The sequence below is a fragment of the Muricaecibacterium torontonense genome (assembly GCF_004793925.1).
In the GTDB taxonomy this organism is placed as follows: domain Bacteria; phylum Actinomycetota; class Coriobacteriia; order Coriobacteriales; family Atopobiaceae; genus Leptogranulimonas; species Leptogranulimonas caecicola.
Map to the genome: position 1 here is coordinate 241938 of NZ_SRYE01000003.1, position 17797 is coordinate 259734.

The window sequence follows — 17797 nt, forward strand, 5'->3', positions numbered from 1 at the left end:
CTGCAAAGCCATGAGTCCGTGACTTCTGAGAAGCCCTTTGCCCTTTGGCAGAGAAACCCGCACCTCGCTACCTGTTCGCGCTTAGTCCTTCTGCGCCAATGCGTGGCCACAGACGAGTCCAGAGAACCAGGCAAAACCCAGATTGTAGCCTCCACAGGCCCCGTCGATGTCCAGCGCCTCGCCAAGCACATAGAGGCCTGGATAGGCGCTTACTTCTAAAGATGGGAGGGTGAGCGCATCTAGGCTCAATCCCCCTCGACTCACCTGGGCAGATTGGACAAAGGCTTTGCCGCTCACGCAAAAGGTGGCAGATTTAACCGCTTCTACTGCGGAAAACAACGTCGCAGCGCCATCGTCATCGATTGCCTGTGGAAGCAGTGCGTGGGCGACAGCAGGGTCTAAGGCGCCGTCCAGATGACGGGGGTTGTAGGAGCCCCCGCGCATAAGCAGGGCTGCCACCTGCTCGTGGGTGCATTCTGGCAAAAGGTCGAGCACCACCGAGTCACCCGGAGTTACCAGACGCGAAAGGTTGTACGCCACGATGCCCGAAAGCACCCCCTTTTGAGAGGAGTCCGAGGACCTAAAAAGAACCTCGCCGTATTCGTCAAAAAGCGGTTCTGAACAAGGGCTGTAGGCTCTCACACGAGCCTTGGCCCTATGGCCGTCCAACCGTTGGCACAGCTCTGTCTCGATCTCTACAGGACAAAGCACAGGCTCACAGGGTACCAAAGGCAGATCGAGGCCCTCTATGGCGCTCAAGGTATCTCCACCAGTGGCCAATACGACACGGCGAGCATGAAGGCTGCGCCGTGCCCACCCCTCTGGAGCCAAAGGGTCTTCCCGGAACCGCTCCTGATAGCGCACGCAAAAACCCTGCTCGCAAGGCTCGACGGCCACCACATCTCGCAGGGTGGCAACCTTTACCGTGGAAGCCTCTAGCTGCGCTAACAGCAGATCTCGTACCGATGCGGCTACCAAGCTGCGGGGATAGAGCCTCCCCTCATGGCTGGTGGACAAAAGCCCTAGCTTGCCAAAGTAATCCTGTACCAGCTCACTGGGCGTGGACTTGGGCCACAGCCTCGCTGCTGCCGAGAAAAACTCTTCCATCCAGGAAGGATGGTTGTAGGCAGAGGATTCCAAGGGCTCATGACAAAAGTTGCAACGACCATTGCCTGTGGCCAGAATGGGCGCGCCTAAGATGGGCTTGGCCTCCATGAGAAGGATGCTTTTCTCGGCAGCCAAAGAAGATGCTTCAAGGGCGCAGAGAAGCCCTGAGGCACCCGCTCCTACGAGAAGCACGTCACAGGAGCTGGGTACCGCTTGGGAAGCGGCGAGTTTTCGCGCCTGAACTTGGGCAAACTTGCGTTGCTTCTTGGCAGAGCCCTTGGCCATTTAAATCTCCTCGGGGGTGGCGTCGTAGGAATCCGTGGGATCTGCGGGGGTGTGGGGCATGCCTAGGGCATCGGCACGTGCGTTCATAGCCTCGATAGAAGGCACCTGAGCAGGGTTGGTGTCTAGATCGATTACGCGTTGGATCGTGGCAGCCAGATATCCCTCAGGCAGGGATTCTGCGAGCTGGCCAGCGTCGCACGCGGCAGCCAACGCCGGCTCTATGGGCAAGCGATCGAGGGCGGGCACACCGGCCAGCTCTGCGTCGCGCTTCAGGTGGGAAGGACCAAAGATGTCGATGCGGGTGCCATCGGTGGGACAGACCACGTAGGAGAGGTTCTCGGTGATGCCCAACACGCCTACGCCCATCTTGGCAGCCATCTTGACCGCTTTGCCCACGATCATGGAAACCAGGTCTTGGGGGCTGGTCACAATGACCACGCCATCGATAGGCAGCGACTGATAGACCGTGAGAGCCACGTCGCCGGTTCCTGGAGGCATGTCTACAATGAGGTAGTCAATGGGACCCCAGGAAGTGTCGCTCCAAAACTGCTTGAGCGCCCCTGCAAGGACTGGCCCACGCCAAAGGACGGGGTCGTCTTTGCGAGCCAAAAGCAGGTTGGCACTCATGACCTTGACGCCCTCAGTTCCAGGCACAGATGCGATGGAGGGCAAAAAAAGATTTCCCAAAGACATGAGGCGCTCATCATCGAGCCCCATCATGTGCGGCACAGAGGGGCCAGTGATGTCGGCATCCAAGATGCCTACTTTGTAGCCGGCACGCGCAAGCCCGATGGCCAAAGAGCAGCTCACCAGCGATTTTCCTACGCCGCCTTTGCCAGAGACTACACCTATGACATGACCCACCTCGGAGAGGTCGTTGGAATCGAATACCTGAGGCGATTTGGGAGCATCCTTTGAACCCGCATCCCGGGTTTTGCAAGCCATGGGACTCCTTTCGTACTCGCAATCTGACGCCTTTTTAGCTATGGACTGCGAAAAGTAAAAGAACAGTTTTATGGGTCTCATTCTACCCCTCGAAAAAGGCCCCAAGCAGGTTGGGTAACCTGCTTGGGGCCATAGGAAAGCAAGGGGCAAAAGACTAGAACAGCGCTCCGCCATCCACCGAGAGCACTACACCGGTGACATAACTGGCCTTGTCGCTTGCGAGATAGACGAAAGCATCGGCTACCTCTTGAGGCTCGCCAGGCCGGCCCATGGCGATGCCCATAGAGATGCGCTGAACGACCGCCTCGGGCAATGCTGCCACCATATCAGTGGAAGTGACGCCAGGGGCCACTGCATTAACGCGTACGCCTTGAGGGGCAAGCTCACGTGCCAACGACTTGGTGAGGCCGTTGACTGCAAACTTTGAAGTGGGATAGCCCACACCGGACTTTTGGCCATAAATAGAGACCATGGAGCTGGTGTTAAGAATGACGCCTGTGCCCTTGGGCGCCATGATGCGAGCGGCAGCCTGGCAGCCATTGAACACTGCAGTCACATTGAGGTCCATCGCTCTTTGGAATTCCTCAGGCGTATAGTCTAGAAGGGGAGTGGACTGAGAGATACCTGCATTGTTCACCATGACGTCCAATGTGCCCCAGGTTTCTACCACGCTATTTACCATGGCAGATACCGCTTCGTTGCTGGTGAGGTCTGGCCAATAGCCCAGGACGGGAGCCATGGGATTCTCGGCTTTAATAGCGTCCAGAGCCTTGGTGACCGTCTCTTCGCGAGAGCCGCAAAGGGCCACTTTTGCACCTTCTGCCAAGAAGGATTTCACAATGGAGAGACCGATTCCTCGGGTGCCTCCGGTAACAATGGCTACTTTTCCTTCGAGCAACATAACAATCACTCCTTTTTGAGCTTAAACTGGGTCGCTGGTGCATAAGGATAATGAACCCTTCCAAACCTGTAAATAAAGTAAAGAAATGCTGGAAATACAGAATCCTGAACGATGTAAGAATTAGGACATAAATGAAACCAATGGCCCAAATGCCCAGGTAATGGGCAAAATGTGCAACATTAGTTGTTTGACAGGGGACTCTCAAGTACCTACTATATCTTTAAGACGTAATTCAGGAAACGTAGAGAAACTTGAATTTAGGGGGTGCGTCATGGGTTTTCCAAAACCGCAACAGGCGCAGCTCGATTCCTGCCTGCGCTCTATAGACCGCAGGCAATTCCTCTCAGTATGCACTAAATTGGGTGCTGCACTGGTGGGTACAGCAGCAATGATTCCTCTTTCAGGTTGTATGTCTCCTGTGGAAGCCCTCACGCCTTCACAGGCTTCCTTGCGCGTAGGCGTAGATTGCTTTAACCCTGCCTATGAGATGCTGGTGCACAAGGACGCCCATGGGGCGGTGCCTCTGGAGAACAGCAAGCATTATGCTGCTGGTTTCGATGTGGCTGTTGTCACCTATCTGGCTCATAAACTTGGATGCCGGGCATGTATCTTGGATGTCGACCATGCTGATTTGGCTGAATACCTCAAACGCGGCTATATCGATGTAGCGGTTTCTGCTGTCTACAATGATTCCAATGACACTAGCTTGTCTTTCAGCGATGCTTATGCACCGATAGAGCTGGCTGTGGTGACGCGCGTTGACTCGCCATATGCTCAGGCATCTCAGGTAGAGCAGCTTAGTGGCGCTCTTATGGCTGCTCGCGCAAATACGGATTATGATGCAGCAATTGGAGCGATTCCTGGCGCAGTACATTTGATGCCTTATTCAAAGCGCACCAATGCCTGCGTGAAAGTGCGAGATAAAGAGATCGATGCAACAGTGGTAGATCGTCATGGATTCGAAAACGCTGCAGAACTGTTCCCTGATCTTACCTTGGTCCCTCTGCCCGTTGGATCACTGGACAAGGGGGCTACCCAATGGGTGCGCATGGCAGTGCGCCGAGACGATACGGCCCTTTTGGACGGCATCAACAGTGGACTCGCCTCATTAAGCGAAAGCGATGCGCAAGCAATGTGGAAAGACGCCAAAGAAGCTGTCGGCGGCACTATGCTCGACTCCGAGTAGTACAATTGTTCGGGCCTAACGGTCAGGGAGACAATTCCTATTAGGTTGCGGGGGTTTTGCGAAGCCAACCTGTTTCCCCAGGGAATTTTCTATCTTTGGACCTGTTCCCTATAGTGCTCAAAGCTATAACGGGGCTTTGAGCCGCCCGTACTTTTGAGGAGGCAGCTTCTTGGCATCCGAAGCCATCGTTATCCATGGTGCACGTGAGCACAACCTTCAAAACATAGATATCTCTATTCCGCGCAACCAATTCGCTGTGATCACCGGACTATCTGGTTCAGGTAAGAGCTCTTTGGCCTTCGACACCATCTATGCAGAGGGGCAACGGCGCTATGTAGAAAGTCTTTCGAGTTACGCCAGGCAGTTCTTAGGGCAAATGGACAAGCCCGACGTAGATTCCATCGAGGGACTGTCTCCGGCGGTGTCTATCGACCAGAAAACCACCTCCAAAAACCCGCGTTCCACTGTGGGCACGGTTACAGAGATCTATGATTATCTGCGCTTGCTTTTTGCTCGCATCGGTATTCCTCACTGCCCAGAATGCGGACGGGTGATCGAGCGTCAAACCACAGACCAAGTGGTAGACAAGATTCTTGAAGCAGCTGATGGACGACGCGCCTTTGTGCTTGCCCCGGTGGTCATGGGCCGCAAAGGTGAATACACCAAGCTCTTTTCCGACCTCAAACGAGAGGGCTTCTCCCGTGTGCGCGTAGATGGCCGGGTCTATGAGCTTGAAGAAGAGATACGTCTTGATAAAAAGTACAAGCATGACATCGATGTGGTCGTTGATCGCGTAGTGGTGCGCGAGAGCGCTCGTAGCCGAGTGGCTGAGGCGGTAGAGCAGGCCACCAAGCTTGCAGCCGGCAAAGTAGCCGTCTATGTATTACCTGATCGCCAGGATCCAGAGACCATGCCTGAGCAATTGCTCAACTACTCACTAGCGTTGGCCTGTCCCATCCATGGTCACTCCATAGATGATCTGCAGCCTCGCGACTTCTCATTTAACGCCCCTTATGGCGCTTGTCCAGACTGCGACGGTTTGGGCATGCGTCGTGTGGTGGACGCAGAGGCGCTTATCGAGGATCCGGCCAAATCTGTAGCTGACGGCGTATTTGGCTCCTTCTTCAGCCGCTCCAACTACTATCCGCAGATCTTCAACGCAGTGGTCGCCCATTTTGGAGAGGACCCTGCCACTCCCTGGAAGGACTTGCCTGCCAAAGTCAAGCGCGCCTTGTTGGAAGGTCTAGGCACTCGAAAGATCCGCGTGGACTACCGCACCAAAGACGGACGTGACACTCATTGGACCACTACCTTCTCCGGCGTGCGCTCCATTCTTTTCGAGCGCTACCATGAGACAAGCAACGACAACGTCAAGGCACGTTTAGAGAAATACATCCGAGAAGAGCCCTGCTCCACCTGCGGGGGCGCACGCCTTAAGCCAGAGATGCTTGCGGTCACAGTAGGGGATAAATCCATCTGGGACGTATGCCAGATGAGCTGCAAAAACTCTTTGGAGTTCTTCCAAAGCCTCAAGCTCACCGAGCGCCAAGCCTTTATTGGCGAGCGCATTGTTCGCGAGATCGTCGAGCGCCTGCGATTCTTGGTGGATGTGGGACTCGACTATCTCACGCTTTCACGTGCCAGCGCCACCCTCTCTGGCGGTGAAGCTCAGCGTATTCGTCTAGCCACTCAAATCGGTGCAGGCCTTATGGGTGTGCTCTATATTTTGGATGAGCCGTCCATTGGCCTTCATCAAAGGGATAATGATCGACTTATCGGTACCCTTGAGCGTCTGAGAGATCTTGGCAATACCGTTATTGTGGTGGAACATGACGAGGACACTATTCGTGCTGCAGATTACGTGGTCGATATGGGCCCGGGTGCAGGCGAGCTTGGCGGCCATGTGGTATGTGCTGGCACTCCTCAAAAGATCATGGCCTGTCCGGAGTCTCTCACGGGCGCCTACCTTTCAGGGCGAAAGATCATTCCATTGCCCCAAGAGCGTCGCAGTCCCCATAAGGGACAGCTGGTGCTCAAGGGAGCTACTCATCACAATCTCAAGGATATAGACTGCTCCATTGACCTAGGAACTCTCACGGTAGTCACCGGTGTTTCGGGATCGGGCAAATCCTCGCTGGTTACCGATACTCTCGCACCGGCTCTCACCAATGCCGTGCATCGTTCGCAGCGCCCTGTGGGTCCCTATAAATCTCTCACCGGCATTGATCAGATCGATAAGGTCATTGATATCGATCAAGCGCCTATTGGACGAACTCCGCGCTCGAATCCTGCCACCTACATTGGACTTTGGGATGATTTGCGCGCCCTTTTTGCCTCGACTCCTGAGAGCCGCCTTAGGGGCTATTCTCCAGGACGGTTCTCCTTCAACGTGCCTGGTGGCCGTTGCGAAGCCTGCAAGGGCGATGGACAAATCAAGATCGAGATGAATTTCTTACCCGATGTCTATGTGCCTTGCGAGGTGTGTCACGGCAAACGCTATAACCGCGAGACCTTACAGATCACCTATCACGACAAGACTATCAGCGACGTCTTGGATATGTCTGTCACAGAAGCCTTGGCGTTTTTTGGCGCCATCCCTGCCATTAAGAATAAGCTTCAAACCCTTTATGACGTAGGCTTGGGCTATATTCGCCTGGGCCAGCCAGCCACCACTCTCTCTGGTGGCGAGGCTCAGCGTGTCAAGCTGGCCAAAGAGCTTCACAGGCGCCAAACCGGCAAGACTTTCTACATCCTGGATGAGCCCACCACCGGACTCTCCTTCGATGATGTGCGCCAGCTTTTGGATGTACTCCAACGATTGGTGGATGCGGGCAATACGGTGTTGGTGATCGAGCATAACTTGGACGTCATCAAAGTAGCGGATCACATTATCGACTTAGGCCCAGATGGAGGCGACGGCGGCGGCAAGATCATCGCGCAAGGTACCCCAGAAGAGGTGGCAGCGAACCCAGCTTCTGTGACAGGAAAGTTCTTGGCTCCTGTTCTTGAGCGTACCACTGCGTTTGAAGAGGCGGCTCGGTAGGAGGGTATAGGCTCTAGGCGCATGCCCAGAGCCTTTCCATTCAAACAAGAGGATCAACGCTATGTCTAAGCGATCGCAAAAGATTGATAAGACAAATGCCTGCCGCGAGCTAGATAGGGCCAAGATAGCCTACGAACTCAAAAGCTACGACGATACTCAGATGGCCAATAGGGACTACGGTCTCTCGGTCGCTGAAGCCTTGGGAGAAGACCCAGATTCTGCCTTTAAGACCATTACCTGCAAAAGCTCCAATGGCGATGTAGTGGTGTGCTGCGTCCCTTGCTCCTGTTCTGTTGATCTCAAAAAAGCGGCCTCGGCAGCGGGCGAGAAGCGTTTGGAGCTACTGCCACTTGCAGACTTGGAGGAGGTCACTGGCTATGTTCGTGGAGGGTGCTCTCCTATAGGGATGAAGAAGCCTTTCCCAACTATCATTGATGAGACCGCTCTGCTCTATGACACCATCGAAGTCTCCGCAGGACGTCGAGGGCTTCAAGTGCTCCTCGATCCCCAGCAGCTCGTAGACTTTTTAGGTGCCACAGTGGCAGATATTACCTAGCCTCTCGTCTGACCTATGTGCCAGCTATTTCTATAACGGAGTAAGATCCATGGCCTTCTGGCATCGACTGTCCGCGCATTCAAAAAACTCTGAGTCCCAAGAAGCTCCAGAAGAGAAGCTCCAAGAGACCGCTCAATGGAAGGTGGAAGACCTTGAATTATCAGAGGCTTCCTCAAGCCCCTCCGATATGCAAGTTCCTCTTGAGCCTTTCCGGCCTCTCGATGCACCCGTGGACAGCGAGGGTAGGTCCTTCTCGGTAGCCGAGAAGGACCCTCGTCCCCAACAGGCAACAGCGATGGTGCCTCAGAGTTTGGCTCCAGAGGTGGGTGGGGGAGACCCTGGCTCCACCATGGCTATTTTGGCGGCTTTTGAGCAATCCCGCGCCTCACAAAAAACCGCGGCCACCCCTAGCGCCGATGTCCTGCGTGCTCAACAGAGCCAGCAGATCAATGAAGCGGTGCCCGACCCCTTCGATCCGGGAGTAGCGCTTCCCTATACGCCCTCTGCACCTGCGCCTTCTCCCTATATTCCTAAAATTCCTGATCCCTCAAGCGATCAAATTCAGGAGCGTCGTTTCATCTCGCCGAGTTCTACAGGCGTGTTCATGGCAGCCTATGACAACTCGCGCTCATGGAAGCCCAAAAAGCCCGGTGCCCAGCACTTCTCGGAGAAGGCAGAAAAGTTTGTAGAAGACCTTCGCGATCGACCAGCCCACGCCTCACAGCAGTGGGATGAGCTTCTCGCACAAGAGGTAGCCGAGAAACCCGAGCCAACTCAAACTGTCTCTGGCGCTCACTTGAAAGTGCCAGCGAATGACCAATGGGCAGAATCTGATGGAGAGGCGCTTTCGCTTTCCTTGGAGGGAAGCGAAATGGTGCCGACGCCCGAGGCTCCCTCTGTTATGAATGATGCAAGAGGCGCGGCTGCACTAAACCAAGAAGAACATGTTGAGATAGATCAATCTGTGGGACGAAGTGCAGCCATGATGTCGGTACTCGTTATTGTGAGCCGCATCACCGGTTTTATGCGTACCTGGGCTCAGGCCTATGCGCTGGGGCTTACTGCGGTGGCATCCACCTATACCGTTGCGAACAATCTTCCCAATCAGCTCTATGAGCTGGTGATGGGTGGAATGCTCATCACGGCATTTTTGCCAGTCTACCTATCTGTCAAGCGAAAACTCGGTCGTGAGGGCGCCAATCGCTACGTATCCAACCTCACCAGCCTGGTGTGCATTCTTATGGGTGTGATCACAGTATTGGGCTGGATCTTTGCCTATCAAGTGGTGCTCACCCAGTCCATGGGTGCGGCCGAGGGCTTCGATCATGGCGAAGCTACCATGTTCTTTAGGTTCTTTGCTATCGAGATCGTCCTCTATGCCCTTTCATCTATTATCTCTGGCATCCTTAATGCCGAGCGTCATTATTTCTGGTCTACCGCTGCTCCTATCTTTAACAATTTCATTTGTATGGCATCGTTCTTTGGCTATGCGTGGCTGCTGCCAGCAAACCCTTCGGCAGCGGTAATGGTGTTGGCGCTGGGCAACCCGCTAGGAGTATTGATCCAAGTGGCCATGCAGGTGCCAAGCCTGTATAAGCTAGGCGTTCGCATTCGTCCCTATGTAGACTTCCACGATCCGGCGATCAAAGAGACGCTCTCCATCGGCGTTCCCTCTATTGTGGTTACCATCGTGAGTTTTGTGACCGTGTCGGTGCAGTCCAGCTGTGCGCTGCAGGTCACTCCAGAGGGTTCGGCCGTCATGTACTACGCCAGGCTTTGGTATACGCTGCCCTATGCCATTCTGGCCATTCCCATCACCACCGCCATGTTCACAGAGCTGTCTGAGGCCTACTCTTCCCAGGACATGGAGGGTTTCAAAGCTGGCATTGCTGCAGGCACCAACCGCATCCTGTTCTTCTTGGTACCTTTTATGCTCTACCTCATTGTGTTCTCTCCGGAGCTCATGGTGATCTTGGGAGCGGGCAAGTTTAGCCAGGAGGGCCTTGAGCTCATGGGTTCCTACCTGATAAGCCTCTCTTTGTCATTGCCTCTCTATGGCGTATGCACTTACCTGCAAAAGGTGTGCTCCAGTTACCGCAAGCTTACTATCTTTGCCTGGGCCTCTATCGTGGCAGGCGTTATTCAAGTGCTCATCTGCGTGGTTTTCACCCCGCTTTATGGCATCGACGTGGTAGCGCTCTCTTCTCTGGCCTTCTATATCGCTGTTGACCTTGTTGCCTTTATCCAGTTGCGTGCAGGCTTAGGGCAATTGGGCCTTCGCGCTGTGGTCAAAGCCAGCCTGCATAGTCTTCTGGCAGGAGCCACAGGGGCTCTTGTGGGGTATGGCATTGTCTGGGCCCTGGGGCTTGTCGGCTTTGGCCCCACCAGCTTCATGCGGTCGGTACTTCTCTGCATAGCAGGGGGAATGCCAGCTCTCCTGGTGACCTATGGCCTTGCACTGATGCTTCGATGGCCAGAAGCTCAATTCCTGAGAGCTCTCACATCACGATTCGGTCGCTAGTACTTCCTCAGGCTCCAGATGTATTTACAAGAGTGAATATGTGACCTCATCGGCTCCGTTCCATGAACAGAATGTTTCAGGTGCTTTTAAATCTCGATTCTTACTTTTCCATTGAGGACTCTTTCTTTACCATTTGCCCCACATATCAATACGCTCACCGATGCATAGAGGTTTTTCAAAGGAAGGGTGAGCGCGGAAAGAGGGGGAATTATGAGCTTTAGCAACATCTCTCGCCGCGGCTTCGTACAGGCAATGGGCGTAGCCGGCGCAGCCGGCGCTGTGGTCCTCACCGGTTGCGGCAATTCCACTGGTGGCTCTGACAACGGCGGCAGCTCTTCCGAGGGCGGCGAGGCCAAGTTCAAGCTGGGCGGCATCGGCCCCATCACCGGCCCTGCTGCCATCTATGGCAACGCCTGCAAGAATGCGGCGCAGATCGCTGTGGACGAGATCAACGCCTCCGACTCCACGTTCAAGTTTGACTATCGCTTCGAGGATGACGAGAACAACGCTGAGAAATCCGTCAACGCCTTTAACACCCTGAAGGACTGGGGCATGCAGATGCTCATGGGCACCACCACCACGGCTCCCTGCATCGCTGTCTCCAAGGAGGCTTCCGCCGACAACATCTTCGAGCTCACGCCTTCTGCCTCCTCCACCGACGTCATTGGCGGCCAGCCCGATGCCGACGGCAATGTGGCTGAGCAGCGCAAGCCCAACGTCTTCCAGATGTGCTTCACCGACCCCAACCAGGGCGTCGCCTCTGCTAAGTACATTTCCGAGCAAAAGCTTGGCACCAAGGTGGGCATCATCTACGACAGCTCCGACGCCTACTCCACCGGCATCGACCAGAAATTCCTGTCTGAGGCTAAGAATGTCAGCCTTGAGGTTGTTGCCAACGAGGCCTTCACCGCCGACAGCGCCACCGACTTCTCTGCCCAGCTCAACAGCTGCAAGTCCGCTGGTGCAGACATCCTGTTCCTCCCCATCTACTACACTCCTGCTTCCATCATCCTCAAGCAGGCCAAGGACATGGGCTATACCCCCAAGTTCTTCGGCGTAGACGGCATGGACGGCATCCTCTCCCTCGAAGGATTCGATACCTCTTTGGCGGAGGGCGTCATGCTTCTGACCCCCTTCAACGCCGATGCCTCTGACGAAAAGACCCAGGCATTCGTCAAGGCCTACAAGGAGAAGTTCAACGAGACCCCCAACCAATTTGCCGCCGACGCCTATGACTGCGTCTATGTCCTCCAGGCTGCCCTGGAGAAGGCCGAGTGCACCCCTGACATGAGCGCTTCCGATATCTGCGACAAGCTCGTAGAGGTCTTCACCTCCTCCGACTTCGTCTTCGACGGTCTCACCGGCGAGTCCATCGCTTGGTCTGACACGGGCGAGGCCACCAAGGAGCCCAAGGGCATGGTCATCCAAAACGGCGCCTACGTGGGCATGGAGTAACTCTTACTTTGTAAGGCCTACGTAACATAGTGCCCCCTCTGTGGCGGAGGTCACCTATATTCAGGTGACCTCCGTTCATTAGAGGACGGTTTCTTGGTACTTTAAAAGGCATACTTTTAAGATAAATTTAAGTATTACTTGCCGAGAAACCCTTTCGCCTCCACCGGCGAGCCTTCCTCTTCTGAGCGGCATCTCACTATCCATAGTTCGGCATGAAGGGAGGATGCATGGAGTTTTTGACCAACCTCATCAACGGCATAAGCTTAGGCAGCGTGTACGCCATTATCGCTTTGGGCTACACCATGGTCTACGGCATTGCGAAGATGCTCAACTTTGCCCACGGCGACGTCATCATGGTTGGTGGCTACATCGCGTTCATGACCCTGTTCTACCTGGGGATGAACCCCCTTATCTGCGTCCTCATCGCCATTTGCGGCTGCACTCTGTTGGGCATTCTTATCGAGCGCGTAGCCTACAAGCCGCTGCGCCAGTCCCCAAGCCTTACGGTGCTCATCACCGCCATTGGCGTTTCCTATCTGCTGCAAAACCTGGCGCTGCTCATCTGGGGTTCCAATCCCAAGGTGTTCCCCTCCATTGCCGCAGGTTTGCCGAGCCTTCAGCTCTTCGATGGACAGCTCAATATCTCTGCTGAGACTCTCATTACCATCGGCGCAAGTGTGATCATCATGGTCGTGCTGGGCCTGTTCACCGCCAAAACCAAGATGGGCAAGGCCATGCGCGCTTGCTCTGAGGATCCCGGTGCCGCTCGACTCATGGGCATCAACGTGGATACCACCATCTCTACCACTTTCGCCATTGGCTCTGGCCTTGCGGCAGTGGCAGGCGTGCTCCTGTGCAGTTCCTATCCCACCCTCATGCCCACCACTGGTGCCATGCCCGGCATCAAGGCTTTTACCGCTGCCGTGTTTGGCGGTATCGGCTCGATTCCCGGTGCCGTGTTAGGCGGCGTGCTTCTCGGCATAATTGAGATCTTCGCCAAGGCCTACATTGGCACGCAGCTGGCTGACGCTGTGGTATTTGCCGTACTCATCATTGTGCTGCTCATCAAGCCTTCGGGCCTTTTGGGCAAGTATGTTCCCGAGAAGGTGTAGGAGGTGGCTATGCAAGCAACGACTGCGACAAAAAGCGCTCCCTCCTTCAAGGACCGTTTGTTGGAGGCTCTCAAGGGGACCTTTGGCACTTACTTTTTGGTAATTGTGGCCTTCCTCATCGTGCAAGGCTTCATTGTCACCGGATCTATGTCCAGCGCTCTTCAAGGCCAGCTGGTGCCCATTTGCGTCTATGTGTGCGCGGCGGTGTCTCTGAACCTAGTGGTGGGTATTTCGGGAGAGCTTTCTTTAGGACATGCGGGCTTTATGTCGGTGGGTGCTTTTACCGGCTGCATCATGGCCTCGATGCTCGCGCCGATTATTCCCAACGATTTTTTGAGGCTTTTGATCTCCATTCTTACTGGCGGCTGCTTTGGCGCCGTGGCAGGGTTTATCGTAGGCGTGCCTGTTATGAGGCTCTCTGGCGACTATCTGGCCATCGTTACCCTTGCCTTTGGCGAGATCATCAAGAACATCTTGAACAACCTCTATGTGGGCTCTGACGCTTCTGGCCTTCATGTGTCCATGAGCTCTGTGCAGGATCTGGGCATGACCAACGGCACCGTCATCATCAACGGGCCTCAGGGTGCAGTGGGCATATCCAAGCTTTCCACCTTCGTGATGGGCTTCCTGCTTATCATGTTCACCCTTTTTGTTGTCTCCAACCTGGTGCGCAGCCGTTCCGGCCGCGCCATCATGGCCGTGCGCGACAACCGTATCGCGGCAGAGTCAGTGGGCATCAATGTCACCAAATACCGCCTCATGGCCTTTGTGGTCTCCGCAGCCTTGGCGGGCATGGCAGGCACCCTCTATGCCATGAACTTCTCCAGCGTGGTTGCCAGCCGCTTTGACTACAACACCTCCATCCTCATCCTGGTCTACGTGGTGTTGGGCGGCATCGGCAACATTCGCGGATCCATCATCTCGGCCACCATCCTCACCATCCTGCCTGAGTTCTTGCGCTTCATGGCCGACTACCGCATGCTTATCTACGCTGTCGTGCTCATCTGCGTCATGGTGCTCCCCAATGTTCCTGTAGTCCAGCGCTTCATGGAAGCCTTCAAGGCCAAAGTGCCTTGGCTAAGCGACAAGGACGCCTTAGAAGAGCCCGATCTAGCAGAGGAGGGGGGCAACCGTGGCTAAGAACTCTCAAGACAACAAGAAGCTCTCCTCCCGGGCTGCCCAAGGGTCCTATAAGGCACAGGCTGCCAGGTCCCGCGGAGACAAAGTGGAGTCCACTGCTCCAGCACCTGCCACGGCAAAGCAACATACCCGCATGGTGCCCCTGCCATCAGATGGCATCGTGCCTGAGCGCGACGTCTTTTCCACTCCTGTGCTTGAATGCCGCCACTTAGGCATAGACTTTGGCGGCCTCCATGCCGTAGAAGACTTCAACCTCATTGTGGGAAAGACCGAGATCGCTGGGCTCATTGGACCCAACGGGGCTGGCAAGACCACGGTGTTCAACCTGCTTACCAAGGTCTACCAGCCCACTCGAGGCACCATTCTTTTGGACGGCCAAGACACCGCAGGGATGGGTGTCGCCAAGGTAAACCAGATGGGCATCGCCCGCACTTTCCAAAACATCCGTCTCTTCTCGAGCCTCACAGTGGAAGAGAACGTCACTATCGGCCTGCATAACTCAGTGAAATGCGGCATGTGGAGCGGCATCTTCCGCCTGCCTCGCTATTGGCTCTCCGAGAAGGAGTTCCACGACCGCTCTTTGGAGCTTCTGGACGTCTTTGGCATGGCCGATCTCGCTCATGTCCAGGCAGGAAACCTGCCCTATGGCGCCCAGCGCCGCCTGGAAATCGTGCGCGCCCTCGCCACCGGCCCCAAGCTTTTGCTGTTGGACGAGCCTGCAGCCGGCATGAACCCCAGCGAGACCGCCGAGCTCATGGAGAACATCCGCAAGATCCGCGACGAGTTCAAGATCGCCGTGCTCTTGATCGAGCATGACATGAACCTCGTCATGGGCATCTGCGAAGGCATCGCAGTGCTCAATTTCGGCCGCATCATCGCCAAGGGGACGCCTCAAGAGATCCAGGGTAACCCCCAGGTCATCGAGGCATACCTAGGCACGTCTGCAAAGGAGGCATAAGGCTATGGCACTTTTGGAAGCCGATAAAGTCAACGTCTTCTACGGCAACATCCATGCCATCAAAGATGTTTCCTTTGAGGTAAACGAAGGCGAGGTCGTCACTCTCATCGGCGCCAACGGCGCTGGCAAGACCACCACGCTCAACACGGTCTCGGGCCTGCTTAAGCCCCGCAGCGGCGCCATTACCTTCAATGGCGAGAATCTGGCGCATGTGCCTGCTCACCATACGGTAGCCAAAGGCATGGCCCTCTGCCCTGAAGGCCGCCGCGTCTTCCTCAACATGAGCGTGCGCGAGAACTTGGAGATGGGCGCATTTGTGCGCAAAGACAATCAAGTGGGGGATACCCTCGAGATGGTCTATGAGCGCTTCCCTCGCTTGAAAGAGCGCGAAGGCCAGTCTGCCGGCACCCTTTCCGGCGGCGAGCAGCAGATGCTTGCCATGGGCCGCGCTCTTATGAGTCGTCCTAAACTCCTCATGCTCGACGAGCCCTCCATGGGCCTTGCCCCAATTCTGGTGGATGAGATCTTCGACATCATCCGCAGCCTTCACCAGTCCGGCACCACCATCCTGCTGGTAGAGCAAAACGCCGCCAAGGCGCTCTCCATCGCCGATCGCGCCTATGTCCTCGAGACGGGCCGAGTCACCATGAGTGGCAACGCAGACGAGCTCGCTCAGGATGACCGCGTGCGCAAGGCTTACCTGGGCGGCTGAGCTCTAAGATTCTGTTTCTTGTGGTGCCTGGCTTTGCACCTAGCGCATTTCTTGCCAAGAAACGCGGCCTCAATTCTTGCACACTGCGCCTAGCTGGCAGATTCTCTGCGGGCTAGGCGCTTTAGTAAACAATAGGTCACGGGCTGCAACCCAAGACTTTACTGTGATAAAGTGCTTGCAGACACTTTACTATAGTAAAGTGTCGACTCTATCCACGAGTTTTTGGATGTTTGGGTAAAGGAGTCTCTATGATTCACAGCACCCCCCGAGGGTTCCGCGACATACTTCCTCAGGAGGCATTGACTCGCGAAAAGATCGCCGGCCGCGTACGCGAGGTCTTCTCTGCTGCCGGATATCTGCCTGTTGAGACGCCGCTTTTGGAGTCTCGGGAAGTGTTGGAGCGAGCGGGGCGCATAAAAGGCGTGCCCTTCCAGCTGATCGACGACGATGACCGCCTGCTCATGCTCAGGCCGGACCTCACACTTCCCATTGCACGCATGGTGGCGAGCCGCTTGAGTGATCCCGCGGGATTTCCGCTGCGTCTGCGCTATCAGGCGCCGGTGGTGCGAGAGCAGCAGTCGCTGAGAGGGGAAGCCCGCCAATTCACTCAGCTGGGCATCGAGCTTGTAGGTGCTCCAGATGGCGAGGCCGAGCAAGAGGTGCTCCAGCTTCTAGCCCAGGCACTGGATGCTGCAGGAATTAAAGGTTGGACTATCGTATGCGGCTCGGTGCAGCCGTTGCGTGCAGCCCTGGATGTTTCGGGCTTATCGGAAGAGCAAATCCAAGAGGTGCTCTCCCTGGTTCATGAGAGCGACCTGGTGGGCCTAGATGCCTATTTGGATGCCTGTGGGCTTTGTGGGCCAGCTGCTCAGGCTATTCGCGAAATCCCAAGGCTCTCCGGTGGTTCAGAAGTCATAGGCGCTATCGACGCCCTGTTGGAAAAAGCCCAGGTAGAACCCGACCAAAGGGGCACCCAGGAGCTTTCCTGGCTGGTGGGTAGCCTGGATGTCAACGGATCGCCCTGGACGCCTTCCTTCGATTTCTCAATAATCAACTCGTTTGATTATTACACCGGGTTGATCTTCAAGGCCTATGCGCCTGGCTGCTCGGCTTCGGTGGCTTCTGGCGGTCGCTATGACGCCATTCTCTCCAATCTGGACGCCAGGGCTGCTGCCTGTGGGTTCGCGCTCTCGCTAGAGCGGGTGCAGGCCTCCTTGGATGCCGAGAAGAACATCCGCAAGCGCCCCCTGCGTATCGCAGTGCCTAAAGGCTCCCTTTTCGCTCCTACGGTCGAACTGTTAAAACGTGCAGGGCTTCCCACCGAAGAGCTCGATGATCTGGGACGCAAGCTTATCGTCAACGCAGGGGAGGTGGAGTACCTCATCGTGCGTGCCACCGATGCGCCTGCGTTTGTGGCCTATGGCGGCGCTGACTGCGGAATCTGCGGCAACGACTCGCTTTTCGAGGCGAATCTGGACCTTATACAACTGGTGGATCTCAAGGTGGGCGCCTGCCATTTTGTGGTGGCAGAGCCAGCGTCTCGCAAGGGTTTCGCAGAGAAAGCCTTTGCCCGCCGAGGCTCTTATCGGGTGGCCACCAAGTACCCTCGCATCACCCAGGCCTACTATGACTCCATAGGCTGCCCGGTAGATATCGTGGCGCTCCACGGAAACATCGAGCTTGGCTCCATCGTGGGCATGGCCGACCGCATTGTGGACATCACTGCTACAGGCACCACCCTCAAAGAGAACGACTTAGTGGTGGTAGACGACGATGTGATGAACTGCTCTGCCCGTTTCTTCGCGAGCCCCGCGGCCTATCGCAGAAATCCCCAGGTCCGCACGCTGGCAGAGGCCCTCTCTCGCATCTCTTAAAA

General features: G+C 55.7%; 13 protein-coding genes. 10 read left to right on the top strand and 3 right to left on the bottom strand.

The annotated features are described in order from the left end of the window. Nucleotides 1-81: 81 nt before the first annotated feature. The 3 genes from E5334_RS06205 to E5334_RS06215 form a co-directional block, all read right to left on the bottom strand. A complete protein-coding gene (locus E5334_RS06205) occupies nt 82-1392 on the bottom strand; it encodes an NAD(P)/FAD-dependent oxidoreductase (protein ID WP_136012709.1) in 1311 nt (436 codons plus the stop codon). Continuing rightward, a complete protein-coding gene (locus E5334_RS06210) occupies nt 1393-2337 on the bottom strand; it encodes an Mrp/NBP35 family ATP-binding protein (RefSeq protein WP_136012710.1) in 945 nt (314 codons plus the stop codon). It abuts the gene before it with no gap. A 154-nt stretch (nt 2338-2491) separates the two neighbouring features. After that, the gene (locus tag E5334_RS06215) at nt 2492-3238 is read right to left on the bottom strand and encodes an SDR family NAD(P)-dependent oxidoreductase (protein ID WP_136012711.1); all 747 of its coding nucleotides are present in this window, start codon (nt 3236-3238) and stop codon (nt 2492-2494) included. A 271-nt stretch (nt 3239-3509) separates the two neighbouring features. Between E5334_RS06215 and E5334_RS06220 the strand changes: the two genes are divergently transcribed. The 10 genes from E5334_RS06220 to hisG all read left to right on the top strand — a co-directional run bounded on the left by E5334_RS06220 (nt 3510) and on the right by hisG (nt 17795). Then, nucleotides 3510-4424, top strand: a complete 915-nt coding sequence (locus E5334_RS06220; RefSeq protein WP_167604324.1) for a transporter substrate-binding domain-containing protein — start codon at nt 3510-3512, stop codon at nt 4422-4424. A 169-nt stretch (nt 4425-4593) separates the two neighbouring features. Beyond that, nucleotides 4594-7467, top strand: coding sequence for an excinuclease ABC subunit UvrA (uvrA, locus tag E5334_RS06225; RefSeq protein WP_136012713.1), 2874 nt, complete (start codon nt 4594-4596; stop codon nt 7465-7467). A gap of 61 nt (nt 7468-7528) precedes the next feature. Then, entirely contained in the window at nt 7529-8023 is a 495-nt protein-coding gene (ybaK, locus tag E5334_RS06230; protein WP_136012714.1) for a Cys-tRNA(Pro) deacylase, read from the top strand. A gap of 49 nt (nt 8024-8072) precedes the next feature. After that, nucleotides 8073-10544, top strand: coding sequence for a murein biosynthesis integral membrane protein MurJ (gene murJ / locus E5334_RS06235; protein WP_275438959.1), 2472 nt, complete (start codon nt 8073-8075; stop codon nt 10542-10544). A gap of 210 nt (nt 10545-10754) precedes the next feature. Further along, a complete protein-coding gene (locus tag E5334_RS06240; protein WP_136012715.1) occupies nt 10755-11999 on the top strand; it encodes an ABC transporter substrate-binding protein in 1245 nt (414 codons plus the stop codon). A 227-nt stretch (nt 12000-12226) separates the two neighbouring features. Next, nucleotides 12227-13111 (top strand): branched-chain amino acid ABC transporter permease, encoded by an 885-nt coding sequence (locus tag E5334_RS06245; RefSeq protein WP_136012716.1) that lies wholly within the window; start codon nt 12227-12229, stop codon nt 13109-13111. A gap of 9 nt (nt 13112-13120) precedes the next feature. Beyond that, the gene (locus E5334_RS06250; RefSeq protein ID WP_136012717.1) at nt 13121-14251 is read left to right on the top strand and encodes a branched-chain amino acid ABC transporter permease; all 1131 of its coding nucleotides are present in this window, start codon (nt 13121-13123) and stop codon (nt 14249-14251) included. A gap of 133 nt (nt 14252-14384) precedes the next feature. Next, nucleotides 14385-15209 carry an ABC transporter ATP-binding protein gene (locus E5334_RS06255; protein WP_136012767.1) on the top strand — a complete coding sequence of 275 codons (825 nt, stop codon included), beginning with the start codon at nt 14385-14387 and terminating at the stop codon, nt 15207-15209. Nucleotides 15210-15213: 4 nt separating this feature from the next. Then, nucleotides 15214-15921: an ABC transporter ATP-binding protein gene (locus E5334_RS06260; RefSeq protein WP_136012718.1), complete on the top strand. Its 708-nt coding sequence runs from the start codon at nt 15214-15216 to the stop codon at nt 15919-15921. Nucleotides 15922-16169: 248 nt separating this feature from the next. Next, nucleotides 16170-17795, top strand: a complete 1626-nt coding sequence (gene hisG / locus E5334_RS06265; RefSeq protein ID WP_275438960.1) for an ATP phosphoribosyltransferase — start codon at nt 16170-16172, stop codon at nt 17793-17795. Nucleotides 17796-17797: the final 2 nt, after the last annotated feature.